At 51.8% G+C, this 13,303-nt stretch carries 22 protein-coding genes; 15 read left to right on the forward strand and 7 right to left on the reverse strand.

Annotation, left to right across the window (positions count from 1 at the left end):
* The first annotated feature begins 26 nt into the window (after positions 1 to 26).
* Positions 27 to 533 (forward strand): zinc ribbon domain-containing protein, encoded by a 507-nt coding sequence (locus tag NTE_RS14990; protein ID WP_148701752.1) that lies wholly within the window; start codon positions 27 to 29, stop codon positions 531 to 533.
* Positions 534 to 562: 29 nt separating this feature from the next.
* Entirely contained in the window at positions 563 to 979 is a 417-nt protein-coding gene (locus NTE_RS14995) for a zinc ribbon domain-containing protein (protein ID WP_148701753.1), read from the forward strand.
* 9 nt (positions 980 to 988) lie between these two features.
* Here NTE_RS14995 and NTE_RS15000 read toward each other — a convergent pair whose 3' ends face one another.
* Positions 989 to 1,381 carry an SRPBCC family protein gene (locus tag NTE_RS15000; protein ID WP_148701754.1) on the reverse strand — a complete coding sequence of 131 codons (393 nt, stop codon included), beginning with the start codon at positions 1,379 to 1,381 and terminating at the stop codon, positions 989 to 991.
* Positions 1,382 to 1,741: 360 nt separating this feature from the next.
* Between NTE_RS15000 and NTE_RS15005 the strand changes: the two genes are divergently transcribed.
* Positions 1,742 to 3,034 (forward strand): hypothetical protein, encoded by a 1,293-nt coding sequence (locus NTE_RS15005; RefSeq protein ID WP_148701755.1) that lies wholly within the window; start codon positions 1,742 to 1,744, stop codon positions 3,032 to 3,034.
* A 3-nt stretch (positions 3,035 to 3,037) separates the two neighbouring features.
* Here NTE_RS15005 and NTE_RS17400 read toward each other — a convergent pair whose 3' ends face one another.
* Positions 3,038 to 3,163, reverse strand: coding sequence for a hypothetical protein (locus tag NTE_RS17400; protein ID WP_264357920.1), 126 nt, complete (start codon positions 3,161 to 3,163; stop codon positions 3,038 to 3,040).
* A gap of 90 nt (positions 3,164 to 3,253) precedes the next feature.
* On the opposite strand from NTE_RS17400, the gene NTE_RS15010 reads away from it, so the two are divergent.
* Positions 3,254 to 3,838, forward strand: a complete 585-nt coding sequence (locus tag NTE_RS15010) for an adenylate kinase family protein (RefSeq protein WP_148701756.1) — start codon at positions 3,254 to 3,256, stop codon at positions 3,836 to 3,838.
* Between the two features lie 97 nt (positions 3,839 to 3,935).
* On the opposite strand, the gene NTE_RS17405 is transcribed toward NTE_RS15010, so the two are convergent.
* Complete coding sequence (locus NTE_RS17405) at positions 3,936 to 4,064, reverse strand: hypothetical protein (protein WP_264357921.1); 129 nt, start codon at positions 4,062 to 4,064, stop codon at positions 3,936 to 3,938.
* Between the two features lie 243 nt (positions 4,065 to 4,307).
* Between NTE_RS17405 and NTE_RS15015 the strand changes: the two genes are divergently transcribed.
* From NTE_RS15015 to NTE_RS15030, 4 genes are read left to right on the forward strand one after another with little or no spacing between them, the layout of a single operon-like run.
* Positions 4,308 to 4,508 carry a hypothetical protein gene (locus NTE_RS15015; protein ID WP_148701757.1) on the forward strand — a complete coding sequence of 67 codons (201 nt, stop codon included), beginning with the start codon at positions 4,308 to 4,310 and terminating at the stop codon, positions 4,506 to 4,508.
* Between the two features lie 37 nt (positions 4,509 to 4,545).
* The gene (locus NTE_RS15020) at positions 4,546 to 4,959 is read left to right on the forward strand and encodes an Lsm family RNA-binding protein (protein ID WP_148701758.1); all 414 of its coding nucleotides are present in this window, start codon (positions 4,546 to 4,548) and stop codon (positions 4,957 to 4,959) included.
* Between the two features lies 1 nt (position 4,960).
* Positions 4,961 to 6,490 (forward strand): tRNA guanosine(15) transglycosylase TgtA, encoded by a 1,530-nt coding sequence (gene tgtA / locus NTE_RS15025; protein ID WP_148701759.1) that lies wholly within the window; start codon positions 4,961 to 4,963, stop codon positions 6,488 to 6,490.
* Positions 6,477 to 7,106, forward strand: coding sequence for an endonuclease V (locus tag NTE_RS15030; protein WP_148701760.1), 630 nt, complete (start codon positions 6,477 to 6,479; stop codon positions 7,104 to 7,106). The genes tgtA and NTE_RS15030 overlap by 14 nt, the downstream gene beginning before the upstream one ends.
* Here the strand turns inward: NTE_RS15030 and NTE_RS17410 are convergent.
* The 3 genes from NTE_RS17410 to NTE_RS15040 form a co-directional block, all read right to left on the reverse strand.
* Positions 7,096 to 7,218 (reverse strand): hypothetical protein, encoded by a 123-nt coding sequence (locus NTE_RS17410; protein ID WP_264357922.1) that lies wholly within the window; start codon positions 7,216 to 7,218, stop codon positions 7,096 to 7,098. The two genes, NTE_RS15030 and NTE_RS17410, sit on opposite strands and share 11 nt — an antisense overlap.
* Before the next feature lie 86 nt (positions 7,219 to 7,304).
* The gene (locus NTE_RS15035; protein ID WP_075055255.1) at positions 7,305 to 7,598 is read right to left on the reverse strand and encodes a 4Fe-4S dicluster domain-containing protein; all 294 of its coding nucleotides are present in this window, start codon (positions 7,596 to 7,598) and stop codon (positions 7,305 to 7,307) included.
* Between the two features lie 160 nt (positions 7,599 to 7,758).
* A complete protein-coding gene (locus tag NTE_RS15040; RefSeq protein WP_075055254.1) occupies positions 7,759 to 7,980 on the reverse strand; it encodes a hypothetical protein in 222 nt (73 codons plus the stop codon).
* Positions 7,981 to 8,132: 152 nt separating this feature from the next.
* Between NTE_RS15040 and NTE_RS15045 the strand changes: the two genes are divergently transcribed.
* The 7 genes from NTE_RS15045 to NTE_RS15070 all read left to right on the forward strand — a co-directional run bounded on the left by NTE_RS15045 (position 8,133) and on the right by NTE_RS15070 (position 12,913).
* Positions 8,133 to 8,933 carry a hypothetical protein gene (locus NTE_RS15045; RefSeq protein WP_148701761.1) on the forward strand — a complete coding sequence of 267 codons (801 nt, stop codon included), beginning with the start codon at positions 8,133 to 8,135 and terminating at the stop codon, positions 8,931 to 8,933.
* A gap of 2 nt (positions 8,934 to 8,935) precedes the next feature.
* Positions 8,936 to 9,739 (forward strand): class I SAM-dependent methyltransferase, encoded by an 804-nt coding sequence (locus NTE_RS15050; protein WP_148701762.1) that lies wholly within the window; start codon positions 8,936 to 8,938, stop codon positions 9,737 to 9,739.
* A 93-nt stretch (positions 9,740 to 9,832) separates the two neighbouring features.
* Positions 9,833 to 10,711, forward strand: coding sequence for a sialidase family protein (locus tag NTE_RS15055; protein WP_148701763.1), 879 nt, complete (start codon positions 9,833 to 9,835; stop codon positions 10,709 to 10,711).
* On the forward strand, positions 10,636 to 11,178 hold the full coding sequence (locus NTE_RS15060) for a hypothetical protein (RefSeq protein ID WP_148701764.1): 543 nt from the start codon (positions 10,636 to 10,638) through the stop codon (positions 11,176 to 11,178). Before NTE_RS15055 ends, NTE_RS15060 begins: the two co-directional genes overlap by 76 nt.
* Entirely contained in the window at positions 11,175 to 11,345 is a 171-nt protein-coding gene (locus tag NTE_RS16815; RefSeq protein ID WP_158385647.1) for a hypothetical protein, read from the forward strand. The genes NTE_RS15060 and NTE_RS16815 overlap by 4 nt, the downstream gene beginning before the upstream one ends.
* Positions 11,346 to 11,431: 86 nt before the next feature.
* On the forward strand, positions 11,432 to 12,694 hold the full coding sequence (locus tag NTE_RS15065; protein WP_148701765.1) for an MBL fold metallo-hydrolase: 1,263 nt from the start codon (positions 11,432 to 11,434) through the stop codon (positions 12,692 to 12,694).
* A 3-nt stretch (positions 12,695 to 12,697) separates the two neighbouring features.
* The gene (locus tag NTE_RS15070; RefSeq protein ID WP_148701766.1) at positions 12,698 to 12,913 is read left to right on the forward strand and encodes a hypothetical protein; all 216 of its coding nucleotides are present in this window, start codon (positions 12,698 to 12,700) and stop codon (positions 12,911 to 12,913) included.
* Here NTE_RS15070 and NTE_RS15075 read toward each other — a convergent pair.
* Complete coding sequence (locus NTE_RS15075) at positions 12,910 to 13,245, reverse strand: hypothetical protein (RefSeq protein ID WP_148701767.1); 336 nt, start codon at positions 13,243 to 13,245, stop codon at positions 12,910 to 12,912. The genes NTE_RS15070 and NTE_RS15075 overlap by 4 nt on opposite strands.
* Positions 13,246 to 13,303 lie beyond the last annotated feature (58 nt).

Raw genomic sequence — 13,303 nt, forward strand, 5'->3', positions numbered from 1 at the left:
AAGTCCCGCAACTCCTTCTTTTTCTAATGTCTTTTGGCGTCGACACGCTTGGCGGCCTGTCTGAGAAGCTAAAGCAGCTGTCAAACGACACGCAGAACATGTACGAGGCCTTCATAGACGCCACGCAGCTGTACAAGCAGGGCAAGATGAACGAAAAAGAGTATTTTGCCAGGATAGGCGACTACCTCGTCGCCACGTCTGCGATGAACTTTCTTGCTATCCGCGTCATATTTGAGATCAAGGGCGCGATGGACAAGGGCACGTCGGTAAAGAACCCGACGGGCGGAGTGGCAACTACCGCGCCGCCGCAGCAGGCAGGCTTTGGCATCGGAGGCTTTGTGAACGCAGGAGGGTCCGTCGGGCCGTCTGCAGGATATACGCTTCCGTCGCCCCAGGCAGAGCCGACGTTCAAGCCTGTAGATATAGAGCTTCCAAGGCCCAAGGCAGGCGGCAGCACAAAGAACTGCGTTTTCTGCGGGGCGTCCATACCGCAGCACGCCAAGTTCTGCAGCAAGTGCGGCAAATCGCAATAATATAATAGAGACTTTGCGGAAAACCACCTATGACCAAGGTCTTCAACGGCAGGTCTGCAACCGACGAGTACATGTCGACGCACTCGCTCACCTTTTCCACGCCCGAGATGACACTGAAAAAATTTGCGCTGTGGCTTGGCGAGCAGGTGAACGCGCCGGGCAAGGGACAGGTGCCACGCCTCATGCTCTACGTCGAGGAAAAGGGCGAGAAAAGCAATTCCGAGTTTGCGCCGGACACGGACGACTCGTTCAAGCCGACAGGAGCCGTTGCAGACATGTACGGCGATGTACAGGCACCAGCTCCCACTGAGCAGATGACCCCGCCCCAGCTGACGCCGTTAAACCGCGAGACGCTAGAGCCGGAGGGCAAGTTCTGCGTCAGCTGCGGAAGCAGGCTCAAGGCAAACGCCAAGTTCTGCAACAAGTGCGGAAGCGCGCAGGGCTGACTGACCTTATTATTGCTTGGCTTCGGCCAGCGTTTTAAAGCCCTCCATGACGTATTTGTGAAGGCGCCTGACGGCAAGCTTGAACAAGAACGCCTTTACAAAATCAAACGCGCCCTTTGTTTCAAACTGGGTAAGGCGGGTCAGCCTGGTGCTATCTTCAACGGCTTCAAGCAGGAACGTGTCCTGCATCTGCTTGATGTGCTTGTACATGCCTATGGTGTCAGACGTTGCGACAAACGCGAGCCGGTATGGCGGATTCCATTCCGTGATCTGCTGGTCGATAAAGCCCTTGCCGGTCCGGCACTGGCGGTGCGACCCGACACCCTTTGCTTCACCCACTATCCTGCATTCTTTTGGGGTCGGCACGCCAATCTTGAAGCACCAGGGGGCTGCATCAGGCATGTGGGCGTCGCAAAGATAGTCTCACACCTTTTCCGGCGGCGCATGGACTTTCACTTCAGTAGAGATCTGGACTTTCATGCTGGTCTGTCTCTTGTTTTGAACGCGGTTAGCAGCATCTTCATTACCGGTATCCACATTTTCTTGTCCTTTGTCTTCTCGGGGTTGGACACAAAGTATCGTAGGATCGCCAGCTATTTAAGATTATGTTGGCCGTCCAACCAAAAACAGATATACTGGCGCCATCTAGTATTTACCGGATGTCCAACCAACATAGCTTGATTGTATACCTTCTTTTGCGGAGGAAAGCTAGTTGCCAGTCTGCCGGGGCGTCTGCTGCCGTATTACCTGAGGAGTCGTACTTTGCATGAAAAAATAGTCAGATTTCTATCGATAGACGGGACCAAGCTGGCAATCTTTCTTGTTTTCTCTTTCATAGCGCTGATGTTTTTTGCCTCAATCGCAGCTTTTCTATGGCCGGCGGTGCTGGTCGGCGGCCTGTACTACTTTTTTCTTCTGGAGGTCTTTCAGGTTCCTTCCCAGCTGCTCGGACTAGATTACCATCCTCCGTTGGCCGACACGACCTTTTTAGTTACTCTTGCAACGACCGTAATGGAGTACTTTTACCTGCTAGCAAGCTACATCACCCATGTTGCGCGGAGGAAAATGGACCTTGCGAACATGCTCATGATCCTATCTCTCGTTCTGGTATTCATATCGCCTTTTGTAATTCTGTCGTATCAGCCTGCTCCATCAACGGGTGCGGTGGTGCGCTACGATATAGCTGACGGGGAATCCTGCGTCGGCGTTCCTGTCAGCGGCGCGCCGATGGAATGGGATCAGGGACGCAGAACCTGTCACATGCGCGGCAGTTTCATAGTCGGAGGCGGTGACGAAATCAGGATAGCAGGCGATGTTACTCTGGAGATACTGTCAGGCGGCAACCTTACCACTACGCGGCTTATAAGCAACAATGGCACGCTCGTTGTGAATGGAGGCATCTTGAAAAATAACGAAGGCTATATCTACAACAATGGCGTCATCTTTCACAGGAACGGGACGTTTGTCAACAGTGGCATAATTGAAAACGGCAGGGACTTTGGCGGTGCAGTTGCAGCAAAAAACCTGCCGGCACCAAGGATTGTAAACGAGGCAACCATTGAAAATAACTACTACATCTACAATTACGCAAATTTTACCAACCGGGGACTGGTTGACAACAAGGGACAGGCCCAGTTTTTTGATGAAAGCGTGGCTATCAACGCCGGAACAATTTCCAACAAAGGCAGAATCAATATGGCCGGAGAGTTTGACAATGAAGGAGGGATATCGAATTCCGGAACTATAGTGATTTATCGCCACTTTGGACCGATTACAGGCGGTGTTGTTACCGTTCTAGACAATTTTGGCGAAATCGAAAACACGGTGGGCGAAATTTACAACCTCGGCACAATCAACAACCACGGCAGGATTTCAAATGACGTGGGCAGGTTTGTGAATCGCTTGGATGAGGACAAGGCGATAATAAACAACGAGGGAGTTATTTCAAATGTAGCAGGGGAATTTCTAAACGATGGAATAATTGCAAATTCGTGCAGCGGAGTAATTGACGGAGAGATTCAGAACAGCCTGCCTGCAGACGTGTGTGATAGATAGTAGCTATTCCTTGGAATCATCGGCGTTTCTTTCCTTCATCTTCAGGTAGCACTCGTTGCACACCGTCTTTGAGAATAGGAAATTGAGCGAGTAGAACCTGACACGCCCGCACGACTCGCAGGTCCGCATATGCCGCGTTTACGGCATGCGGTCGGATAAACCTATAGCGGCGGCAGGCGAAAAGCAGATAGCCAGACGTGCGCTCATGTACACTATTATTTGAAAAAAGCAGTAGTCAGGCTGGTCATCACGGGAAACCCGGGCGTGGGCAAGCACACGAGCGCCCAGATTGTTGCAAGAGAGCTGAAAGCAGAGATAATCGACATCAACAGAGTCGCGCTTGACAATGGCGCAGTGCTGGAAAAGACAGGCAAGGGAATCGAAATCGACACGAAAAAGGCCAGCAAGATAGTTGCAAGCATGTTAAATAAAAAGAAGAAAAGTAGTTTTGTCATAGTTGGCCACCTTGCGCCCTATGTTGTAAAACCAGCGGGCATTGACATGGTCGCTGTCCTGCGCAGGTCGCCCCGAAAGCTTGAAGAGTCATTGCTTGAGCGCAAGTACATTCAGGAAAAAATCAATGAGAACGTCTCGGCCGAGATCCTCGGCATCTCCCTTTACGATTCCATAAAGGCGTTTGGCAAGCGCAAGGTGGCCGAGTTTGACACTTCTGGAAAAACGCCAGAGCAGACTGCCGAAGAGATAGTCGCCACGGTGCAAAAGGAAAAGCCTCGGCGCTCCGGCTCTGTCGACTGGCTTGCGGTGATATCAGAGGAAGAGGTGCAGCGCTACTTTGCCTACTAGGGGACGCATAGGCGACGATACCGTACAAGCCTACACACATGTGAAATGATGAGCTAAACTCCCCCACAGCTTTTTGCCGCTCAGCTCATCAACATCATCATTCTTCCTTTACAAACAGAAGGTAGTGGTTGACGATTTGGTTTGTAAATGTCCCACCGGGTCCGGCCGTGGTGTAGGTATGAAGGTTCCAGCCATCCTTTTGAGCTTCTTGGATAACACCGCCCACTTTTTCATGATGACCCACTTGAACACATAACCATTTTTTCATATATGTCATTGATGCGGGTTTTCTTTCTATCTAACAATGCTTGCTGCGAGAAACTAATTCTTTTATCTTCTTGGGAAGCAGAGAATATGCAATGTACGATAATATTTCTCACGACAATGCGGCTGCAAGGAATTATGCGCAGCCGTGCTCAAATTATGCATTTATGCACACTCAGAAAACGGTCTTATGCAACAACACCTTTTGTCCAATTGCTACAAAGAAAAGCAGATGCGCATAACGTGGCCGGATGGCACGAACGTAAAGGCCAACTTTTACGTAAAGGGCGACAAAAAGAGTAGGGTGGCAGTACAGCAGAACAGGCTTGCCAAGGCTGCGGATATGGCGCGTGCCAAAAAGCGTTGGCACGGCGCTCTTGACCGCCTAGAAGTCCTGCTGGCCTAAAAATTCGTATATATACAACCGAGCAATTGAGAAAGGCATGGCAGCTGTTGTTACAAGAAAATTTGGTGAAGAGACTCTTCAATTCATAGGCAAAAAGGTGGCGGTAGAGACTTCTGATAGCAAGGTTTACAACGGGACGCTTGCTGGCGTCGACGACAAGCTTGACATCGTGCTTGACAACGTCGAGGGCCACGGCATACTGAAAATGATCCTGAACGGCGCGTTTGTCAAGGAAATCCGCTTGATGGAAAAGCCGTTTGACTTTAAGGCGCTTGCAGAAAGGCTGGAAAGGGCGTTTCCCGGCCTTGTCAGGATCCGTGAAGACGTCGGCGCGATCATCGTCATGGACAAGATAAAGGTGACGCAGTCAGGAGTGGAGGAAGGAACGGGCCTTTCTGCCGACAGGGTCAGGTCCATCTTTGACGCCTTTATGAAGGAGACAAAGAAGTAGAGTGGCGTTTGAGGTCCGCTACACGGATCTTGCGGCCCGCATAGGCAGGCTCTCGACGCCCCACGGGGAGGTAGAGACGCCGGCGTTTGTGCCTGTTGTACATCCAGTCAGGCAGACAATAAGCCCGCAATTCCTCAAGGAAAAGATGGGCTTTTCGCTCGTTATTACAAACGCGTACATCACCCTAAAGCACTACGGCGACGAGGCAAGAAAGCGTGGCATACACAACATCATCGGCTTTGACGGCTCGGTGATGACCGACTCGGGCGGCTACCAGGTGCTTGAGTACGGGTCTGTGGAGGTCGAGCCGGCGGCGATGGCGCAGTTTGAAAAAGACATCAAAAGCGACATCCCGATACCCCTTGACAAGCCCACAGGCTACGGCCTTCCGTACGGGCAGGCCAAAGAGTACGTCAGGATTACGCTTGAAAACTGCAAAGAAACACTTGAGGTTGTCGGCAATGACACTGATGCGGTGTGGGTCGGGCCCGTGCAGGGCGCTGAGCATTTCGACTTGGTGGAACATTCGGCGCAAGCCCTTGATGGCATGGGCTTTCAGTTCATGGCACTTGGAAGCCCGGTAGAACTGATGGAGGCATACGAGTTTGCAACCTTGGCGCGCATGATAGCGCGTGCAAAAAAAGTGATACCGGCAAAACCGGTGCACCTCTTTGGCGCAGGACACCCGCTCACCATCCCGCTTGCGATTGCGCTTGGCTGCGACACGTTTGACTCGGCATCATACATGCTGTACGCCAAGGACGGCAGATACATGCACGCAAACGGCACGGCGCGAATGGAAGAGATGACGTACCTGCCGTGCCAGTGCCCTGTCTGCTCCTCGCACACGCTCAAGGAGCTGCGCGACATGCCAAGAGACCAGCGCATGATAGAGGTCGCCAAGCACAACCTGCATGTGCTAAAGGCAGAGGTCGACATGACAAAGCAGGCCATAATGGACGGCAGGCTGTGGGAGTACGTGATGCAAAAGGCAAGGGCGCACCCCAAGCTGATGGAGGCGGTGCAGCTGTTTGGCAACAATGGCGAGTTTGACTTTATTGCAGACGGCACGCCGCTTTTCAAGGAAAAGGCGATCTTTTTCTTCGACCCAATAGACCAGTACAGGCCGGAGGCAAGGCGCTTTAGGCAGGCTGTTTCAAGGTTCGCAACGACCAAGAAAAAGCTGGTCGTGTTCCCGGAAGGCGAGATCCACCCCTTTTACGCGACGAGAGGATTCAAGGCGCTTGCCAAGAAATTCCCTGACGCGCAGATTGCGACGTACAACCCGTACCTCGGCATCATCCCGGCGGAAATATCAGACGTGTTTCCTGCGTCGCACAACCTGACGCCAAGGGCAGAGAGGCGCACAAGCGACTACCAGACGTTTGTAGAATCTCTTCAAGCATTTGCAGGCAAGTTTGACGAAGTGATAATCGTCGCCGACGAGTTCATGAAGCAGGCCGCGCATGAGGCAAGGCTAAAGGCCCGCGTAGAGGATTATCATTCAGATCACGTAATTGACAGGCTATAGGCTGCCTACCACGCCGGCCGGCGCAATCCGGCAGCAAAAAGAGATTGCAAGAAAGGTCATTGCAACAGACGACCACGGCGAAATCAGGTTTGTGTGCGGAGTCGATGTCTCGTACCGCAAAGGCATGGCGCACTGTTCCGCCGTTGTCATGGACATTGCCGATCTAAACATCGTTGTGGAGCAGGCAAGGACAAAAAGCGAGATCAAGCACCCGTACATTCCAGGCCTTTTCATGCTGCGAGAGGCAGGCCCTATCCTTCGCACGCTAAAACGGCTGAAACATTACGACCTTGTGATGGTTGACGGTCATGGGCTGTTGCACCCGCGCAGGTGCGGCCTTGCGTGCTATGTCGGAGTTGTCAAGGACAAGCCGGCGATAGGCGCTGCAAAGAGCCTGCTGTGCGGAAGCGTAAGAGACGACAATTACATAGAGCTTGGCGGCAAAACTCTTGGCTACATGATAACGGCAGAGGGTCGAAGGAAGAAAAATCTGTACGTGAGCATCGGCCACAGGATGTCTCTCGAATCTGCAGTTTCTCTAGTGAAGAGCATGACAAAGAAAGAAGAGTGGCTGCCAGAACCTCTTCGGCTGGCAGACACGTATTCTAGGCTTTGACTACGATCGGCTTTTCTTCTTTTTCCATTGGCTCCAGTTCCGGCTCTGGTTTAGGTATCTGCTTTCTGATCTTGTGCTTGCGCAACTCTTCATAATACATGTAGTCGCACATATTGTAGCAGTACGATCGACGAACTAGTAGAAATAAGTTTTGAAAAAAGGAGAAAAAGAGAAGAGAAAAGAGTGTTGGGGATGGACTTAACCTTCTTCCCAGCCCTTGCTGAACACACCGTTCTTGTGCAGCGGGACTGGCTGTCCTGGGGTGTATTCCATCGGCCTCATCCAGAATATAGCGTGTGTTGGGCACACACCGACGCAAGCTCCATCGGAGATGCATCTCTCTGGATAGAAGACAAATGCCTTACCCCTCTTCCATCCTTCCACCGGCTTTACTCTGAGCACATCTGGACCGAGAGCGGTGCAGATTTCTACGCAGAGCGCGCAGCCGATGCATCTTTGCTCATCGACGTCTGGAAGTATAGCAATTGGCATCTATTAATTCACTAAGCGTTGACAGTGCGTGAAACTATTTAAACTCTATGCATATCCCAAAACGCTGTTATAACTTTCTCACAATATGCAGCAAGATAGCGTTCGCTCGATGCTAAAAAGATGAAAAAGAAAAGGAAAAAAAGAGATGTATTTTTCTTGCTTACTTGCCGCCCTGTCTCAGGACGTCAACCTGGCCACTGTGCAGCCAGTCCTTCAGCTCCTCGTGTGTTGGCTTGGCGTCGTGCTTGCCTGCCAAATGAAGGTGCAGAAGAACGTAGTTAACCTGGTTGAGCAATGGCTTGTTGGACTCGTCACCTTTGCGAGCCTTTGCCTTCAAGTCAGCTGGAACTGTCTTCCACCAGTCGTCAAATTTCCTAACCATAAGTCAGGAGTAACGAACGGAACTTAATAAGCGTTATGGGGTTTTGTAAACGGTGTTATAGGGTAAAAACCTCTATGCGCGTGAAGCAAAATATAGGGACATGATGGTGTGCAGCACTGCGCGCACAAGCTATGCCTTTCAAGCTGGAAGAATTGCAGAAAGCACATGAAGCTTATCGGCAGTTTGCTGAGAAAAATCCGCCGGCTCACCACGCGCGATACATTTTCCCGTTTTTCACAGGATCGTATTTTGCATACCGCAAGGTCGACGTGCTGCGCGTTGTTGCAGTAGCAAAAGCTGTCAACGACAACCCCGATTATCTAGACGTCGGCTGCGGCTACGGAGATTTCCTGAAAAGGGTGAGAGAGTATTTGCCGGGCGCGTCAGGCGTCGAAAAGGAAGGCGGAATATTTTACGCGCTTGGCGCGACCAAGCCGGATTACATCGGGATTGCGCCTGTCGAGTCACTGTCGAGGCCGGTAGACATTGCATTTGTCGGGTGGATGGAGCCGGGCACCGACTTTCGCAGGCAGGTGGCAAAAACTGCCAGGTGCATCATTACGACGTTTGACGCAGGCGGCCAGTGCGGGATAAACGGCGGATGCGAGTACGACGAGTTTGGCTTTGAAAGAATAGCGTGGTGGCGTACGCCTTCGTGGATAGACGTAAACGCCGAGCTTATGAACCGCTACTACACGCCGTCGCTTTCTGAGGAAAAAAAGCGCCACCTTGCAAGCCTGCGCAGCGCGCACAACTTTTGGTACGTCTATGCAAAGCCAGAGCTTGCTGACAAGATAAGAGAGGCACTAGCATATATCGCAAAAAAAGAGGATGCAAAAAAAGAAGAGCGGTACGACTTTGAATCCGTGCTTGACGAGTGTGGGTTTGGGTACAAAGAAGAGCTTGCAACTGTTACGACTGCAAAACGACTGTGGGAAGTGATCCTTGACTAGCAATGCCGTTTGTCACTGACGACCTGCGAAAGGCGATGGCGTCGTACGTGCAGTTCCAGAGAAATGCCGCGTCGCCGCACCACGCGCGATACAGCTTTCCGTTCTTTGCAGGCACCTACTTTGGCTACCGCAAGGTAGACGTGCTGCGCGTCACGGCAATAGCAAAAGCGGTGAACGAGAAGCCAAGCTACCTTGACGTCGGCTGCGGCTATGGCGACTTTTTAAAGAGAATAAGAGAGTTCCTGCCGGGCGCACAGGGGCTTGAAAAGGACGCGGGCATATTCTACGGCCTAGGCATCGCAAAACCCGACTACATCAGGATAGCCGACGCGCACTGGATCGACAGGAAATACGACGTTATCTTTGTAGGATGGATGGAGCCGGGGCAAGACTTTCGCGATCCAGTTGCCAAGAGCACTGACGTCATTGTCACGACGCTTGATCAGGGCATCAGCCTTGCTGCCGAGTTTGACGGCCACGGCTTTGAGCGCGTCGCTTGGTGGCGTACGCCTTCATGGGAGGATGTTAACGTCGAGATCATGAACTGCCATTACACGAGGATGCCTGAGGAAAAACGCGCACAGCTGGCAGGGATGCGCGGCGCGCACAATCTATGGTACGTCTATGCCAAGCCAAACACGGCTGCAAAGGTAAAGAATGCTCTGGAAACGCAAATCGCGGCCGAGACCTCGGTGAAGGAAAGGTATGACTTTGAATCCGTTCTTGACGAGTGCGGGTTTGGGTACATGCAGAAGCTGGAAAACCCTGCCGTGCAAGATCCGCTGTGGCATGTGCGTTTCGAATAGCTGAATAAGAGACTAGAACCTCTTACAGAAGTCTAATATGTAATGAGAATATTACCGAGTCACCCAAAAATGCGCCGGTCAATATCCGCCATCATGCTGGCCGTGGTTATGTCGCTTTTACTTGCAAATATTGCCGGGCAAGCAATTCCTGCCACAGACGCACTATGCTTCGCTCATGGCGTGTACAACATGCAGGCAATATCACAGGGCGACAACCTGTACATCCTCTGGGAGCACGACACAGTCGCTAACAACGGACAAGGAGACCATTACATTTTGTTCAAGCGCAGTACCGACAATGGTAAGACATTTGGCGAAACCACAAGCCTATACCATTCAAGTCCCTTATGCACAGCATATCCGCACATGGCCGTTGAAGGGAGCAACGTCTATGTCATGTGGGAAGGAGGTGATGGAAATGTACTATTCAAAGCGAGCAACGACGATGGTACAAGCTTTGGCAGCACCATTCCCCTAGGAAAGGGGATTCTAGGTAGTGCTGGAACAGCCGGGTATATAGCAGATGGCGGAAAGGTTCTTGCCAGCGGCAACAGAGCATACGTGGTTTGGAATGATGATCAGTTTGACATCATCCTTAGAAAAAGCGACGATGGCGGAAAAAGATTTGGTGATCCGGTTAATATCAGCAAAAATGTCGCTGAATCCATCAATCCAAGGATCGCAATATCAAGCGATGATGTCTATGTTGTTTGGTTAGAGGACATGGAGTGTGCGTTCCAGAGCGAGCCAGTCTGCTCGTCCAAGGCGTTGTTCGCAAAAAGCGACGACTCTGGCAGGAGCTTTGGTGATCCGGTGCCGCTGGACAAACTGATCGGCAGCAGCCTGTCAATGCCGAGACTTTTCAGCGTCGCGGCTGACGGAACAATGTTTATCTCATGTGGAAGGAAAAAGACGACAATCTCTATTTTTCCTCAAGTAGCGACCGCGGCCAGACATTTAGCGGCAAGGTAAACCTGTCAAAAGATTATGTGGAGGGATGGCGGTCAATTTCCATCCCATCTTTATGGGCGCAAAATGGGAACGTGTACGTTCTGTGGCAGGCGGCAGGAGAAAATGGCTACTTGCTGCTGAAAAGCGCGGATGGCGGCAGGAGCTTTAAGAGAGTGACGCTGCCTTCGCCCGGCGAATTCAACTCGGATCAGAGCGGCATCAGACAGATGATAATCACGGAAGACGGCAAGGCGTACATCTTATGGGGCGACTTTTCAGAGATGGAAAGAAGGATATCGTTTGCCACAGGTTATGAGGGCAAGCCAAGCACGGGAAATCAAACTGATCTAGTCAAAAAAAAGAGTATTCGCCAGAAACTAGTCCACCATCCAACGTGCTGCTTGTGGCATCGCACGACAACATCTATGCACTATGGCTTGAGGACGTTAATGCAACAGAATCGTCCTACGAACAGCGCATACTCATGAGAGCAAGCATGGATGGCGGCAAGACATTTAGCAGCGTTACAACCCTTGAAGACGTTATAACGGTGCCGGAATTTGAGGCAGCCGCCGCAGTCGTTGCGGCGCTTGCAGTAGGAGGGGTTGTAGCCGCTGCACGGTTTACAAAGTATAAAAGAACTAGCGCCCAATGACGCGTTTCCACTGGAAGCACGCCCCTCCCCTCCACAATTAGCAAGCTTTAAAGCGCCTACAGACAAGATTTTCAGATGTAAACAGATTGAAAGTTAAGGTAATGGGGGCCGCCAAAGAAGTCGGCCGTTCTGCTTTTCTCGCAAGCTGCAACAATACGAACATACTGATGGATTATGGCGTGCTATTAAAGAGGGAGCCGGTTTTCCCGATGCACGTCAAGCCAAAGGAGGTCGACGCCGTCGTAATCACGCACGCGCACCTCGACCACTCTGGGTTTGTTCCGTCACTGTATCTTTCAGGAACCACAGACATACCAGCACTGGGCACGCTGCCAACGTTTGAGCTTTCCGAGCTTTTGATAGAGGACATGATAAAGCTGTCCGGCTTTTACCTGCCGTTTGAATACATCGACGTCATGACCATGCTGAAAAGCTCCAAGAAACTGCAGTACAGAGAGCCGTACATGGTAAACGACGCCAAGGTGACGCTATATGAATCGGGCCACGTGGTCGGAGGCTCGACGGTCACTGTAGAACACGAAGGCAAAAAGCTGTTCTACACAGGCGACATCAACACCCGGGGCTCCAAACTCTTGAGGCCGGCGGACCTTGACCTTGGGCCGATTGACATGATGATAATAGAGAGCACGTACTCTCAGAACGAGCAGACGCCCCGCGAGCAGTCAGAGCGGGAGCTGATAGAGTTCTGCTACGAGGTCATCGAGCGTGGCGGCACGATGTTCATACCCTCCTTCTCTGTCGAAAGGGCGCAAGAGATCGCATGTGTTTTGGAACATTACAATTTCAAGCACAAGGTCGTCATGGACGGCATGGCGCTCAAGGCAAACGAGATCATGGGCCGTCACCCTGCGTTTTTGCGCGACCCAGAGATGTTCAAGCGCGCAATCGGAGGCGCCGAGTGGATTACCGGCTGGGGCAGGCGCAGGAAGGTCGTCAACGAGCCATGCGTAATAATATCGCCGGCAGGAATGCTGGTCGGCGGTTCCGCAATTTTCTACACGCAGGAGATGATGGGAAGCGAAAAGAACGGCATAGCCCTCGTCTCGTACCAGGGAGAGGGAACTCCAGGCAGGATGCTCCTTGACAAGCGCGTGGCAAACTTTGACGGCAAGATGAAAAAGTGCTATGCCGACGTGAAGCGATTCGAGTTTTCCGGCCACAACAGCCGCAGTGAATTATTTGAGATACTGGACCGCGTGCAGGGCAACCCCAAGGTGCTGACGGTGCACGGCGACGGTCCCTCTTGCGAGAAATTCGCGCAAGAGATCAAGGAGAAGTACGGCTATGACGCACACGCGCCTGTGCAGGGCGAAGTGGTGGAAGTGTAGAGGATGATAACTAAAAACACCGACCCGTACAAGATGAAAAAGTGCGTCAAATGCAAGAAGGATATTGCCCTAAACGAGCGCTATTTTGCATACCCGCTTTCTCTCCAGCAAATGTGCCTCGACTGTGCCGAAAAAGAGATACCAAAGACCATAGAAGGGTTGCAGAAAGACTTGGAAAAGATCAAGCAGACAAAGAATACTACAACAACAGCCAGCTAGGCTGACGTCACTTTTCCTTCCTTCTTTACGTGGGCGTTTTCAATGCCGCCCACTGCCGCACCAGGATTTACGTAGGTGTAGCCCAGCTTTGATATCACCTTGCCGTGAACTGCGCCAAACACCTCAAGGTCGCCCTTCTCGTTCACGGCATTTCCCTTGACGATGCCTGTTAGCCTGCACGAGCCGCCCCGTACAAGCACGTTTCCAAGAACCTTGCCCTTCAACTCAAGGTAACCGCCGTTGACGATAACGTCGCCCAGCACCTCGCCTATGAGCATACCGTCTTCCTCAAAGGTCACAGTGCCTACGCGCTTACCGTCCAGTATCTTCATATCGTCGCTTGCCTTGCGATACTTGCCGCCTCTGTTTCACATTAGTGCTAGTGTCCAC

Origin of the sequence: Candidatus Nitrososphaera evergladensis SR1 (assembly GCF_000730285.1) — an archaeon.
Classification (GTDB): domain Archaea; phylum Thermoproteota; class Nitrososphaeria; order Nitrososphaerales; family Nitrososphaeraceae; genus Nitrososphaera; species Nitrososphaera evergladensis.

Coding starts and splice junctions, on each gene's coding strand:
- NTE_RS14990 (WP_148701752.1), top strand. CDS start 27: ATGTCTTTTGGCGTCGACACGCTTGGCGGCCTGTCTGAGAAGCTAAAG.
- NTE_RS14995 (WP_148701753.1), top strand. CDS start 563: ATGACCAAGGTCTTCAACGGCAGGTCTGCAACCGACGAGTACATGTCG.
- NTE_RS15000 (WP_148701754.1), bottom strand. CDS start 1,381: ATGCCTGATGCAGCCCCCTGGTGCTTCAAGATTGGCGTGCCGACCCCA.
- NTE_RS17400 (WP_264357920.1), bottom strand. CDS start 3,163: ATGCGGACCTGCGAGTCGTGCGGGCGTGTCAGGTTCTACTCGCTCAAT.
- NTE_RS15020 (WP_148701758.1), top strand. CDS start 4,546: ATGGCAGCTGTTGTTACAAGAAAATTTGGTGAAGAGACTCTTCAATTC.
- NTE_RS17410 (WP_264357922.1), bottom strand. CDS start 7,218: ATGTGCGACTACATGTATTATGAAGAGTTGCGCAAGCACAAGATCAGA.
- NTE_RS15035 (WP_075055255.1), bottom strand. CDS start 7,598: ATGCCAATTGCTATACTTCCAGACGTCGATGAGCAAAGATGCATCGGC.
- NTE_RS15040 (WP_075055254.1), bottom strand. CDS start 7,980: ATGGTTAGGAAATTTGACGACTGGTGGAAGACAGTTCCAGCTGACTTG.
- NTE_RS15050 (WP_148701762.1), top strand. CDS start 8,936: ATGCCGTTTGTCACTGACGACCTGCGAAAGGCGATGGCGTCGTACGTG.
- NTE_RS15055 (WP_148701763.1), top strand. CDS start 9,833: ATGCTGGCCGTGGTTATGTCGCTTTTACTTGCAAATATTGCCGGGCAA.
- NTE_RS15060 (WP_148701764.1), top strand. CDS start 10,636: ATGTGGAAGGAAAAAGACGACAATCTCTATTTTTCCTCAAGTAGCGAC.
- NTE_RS16815 (WP_158385647.1), top strand. CDS start 11,175: ATGAGAGCAAGCATGGATGGCGGCAAGACATTTAGCAGCGTTACAACC.
- NTE_RS15070 (WP_148701766.1), top strand. CDS start 12,698: ATGATAACTAAAAACACCGACCCGTACAAGATGAAAAAGTGCGTCAAA.
- NTE_RS15075 (WP_148701767.1), bottom strand. CDS start 13,245: ATGAAGATACTGGACGGTAAGCGCGTAGGCACTGTGACCTTTGAGGAA.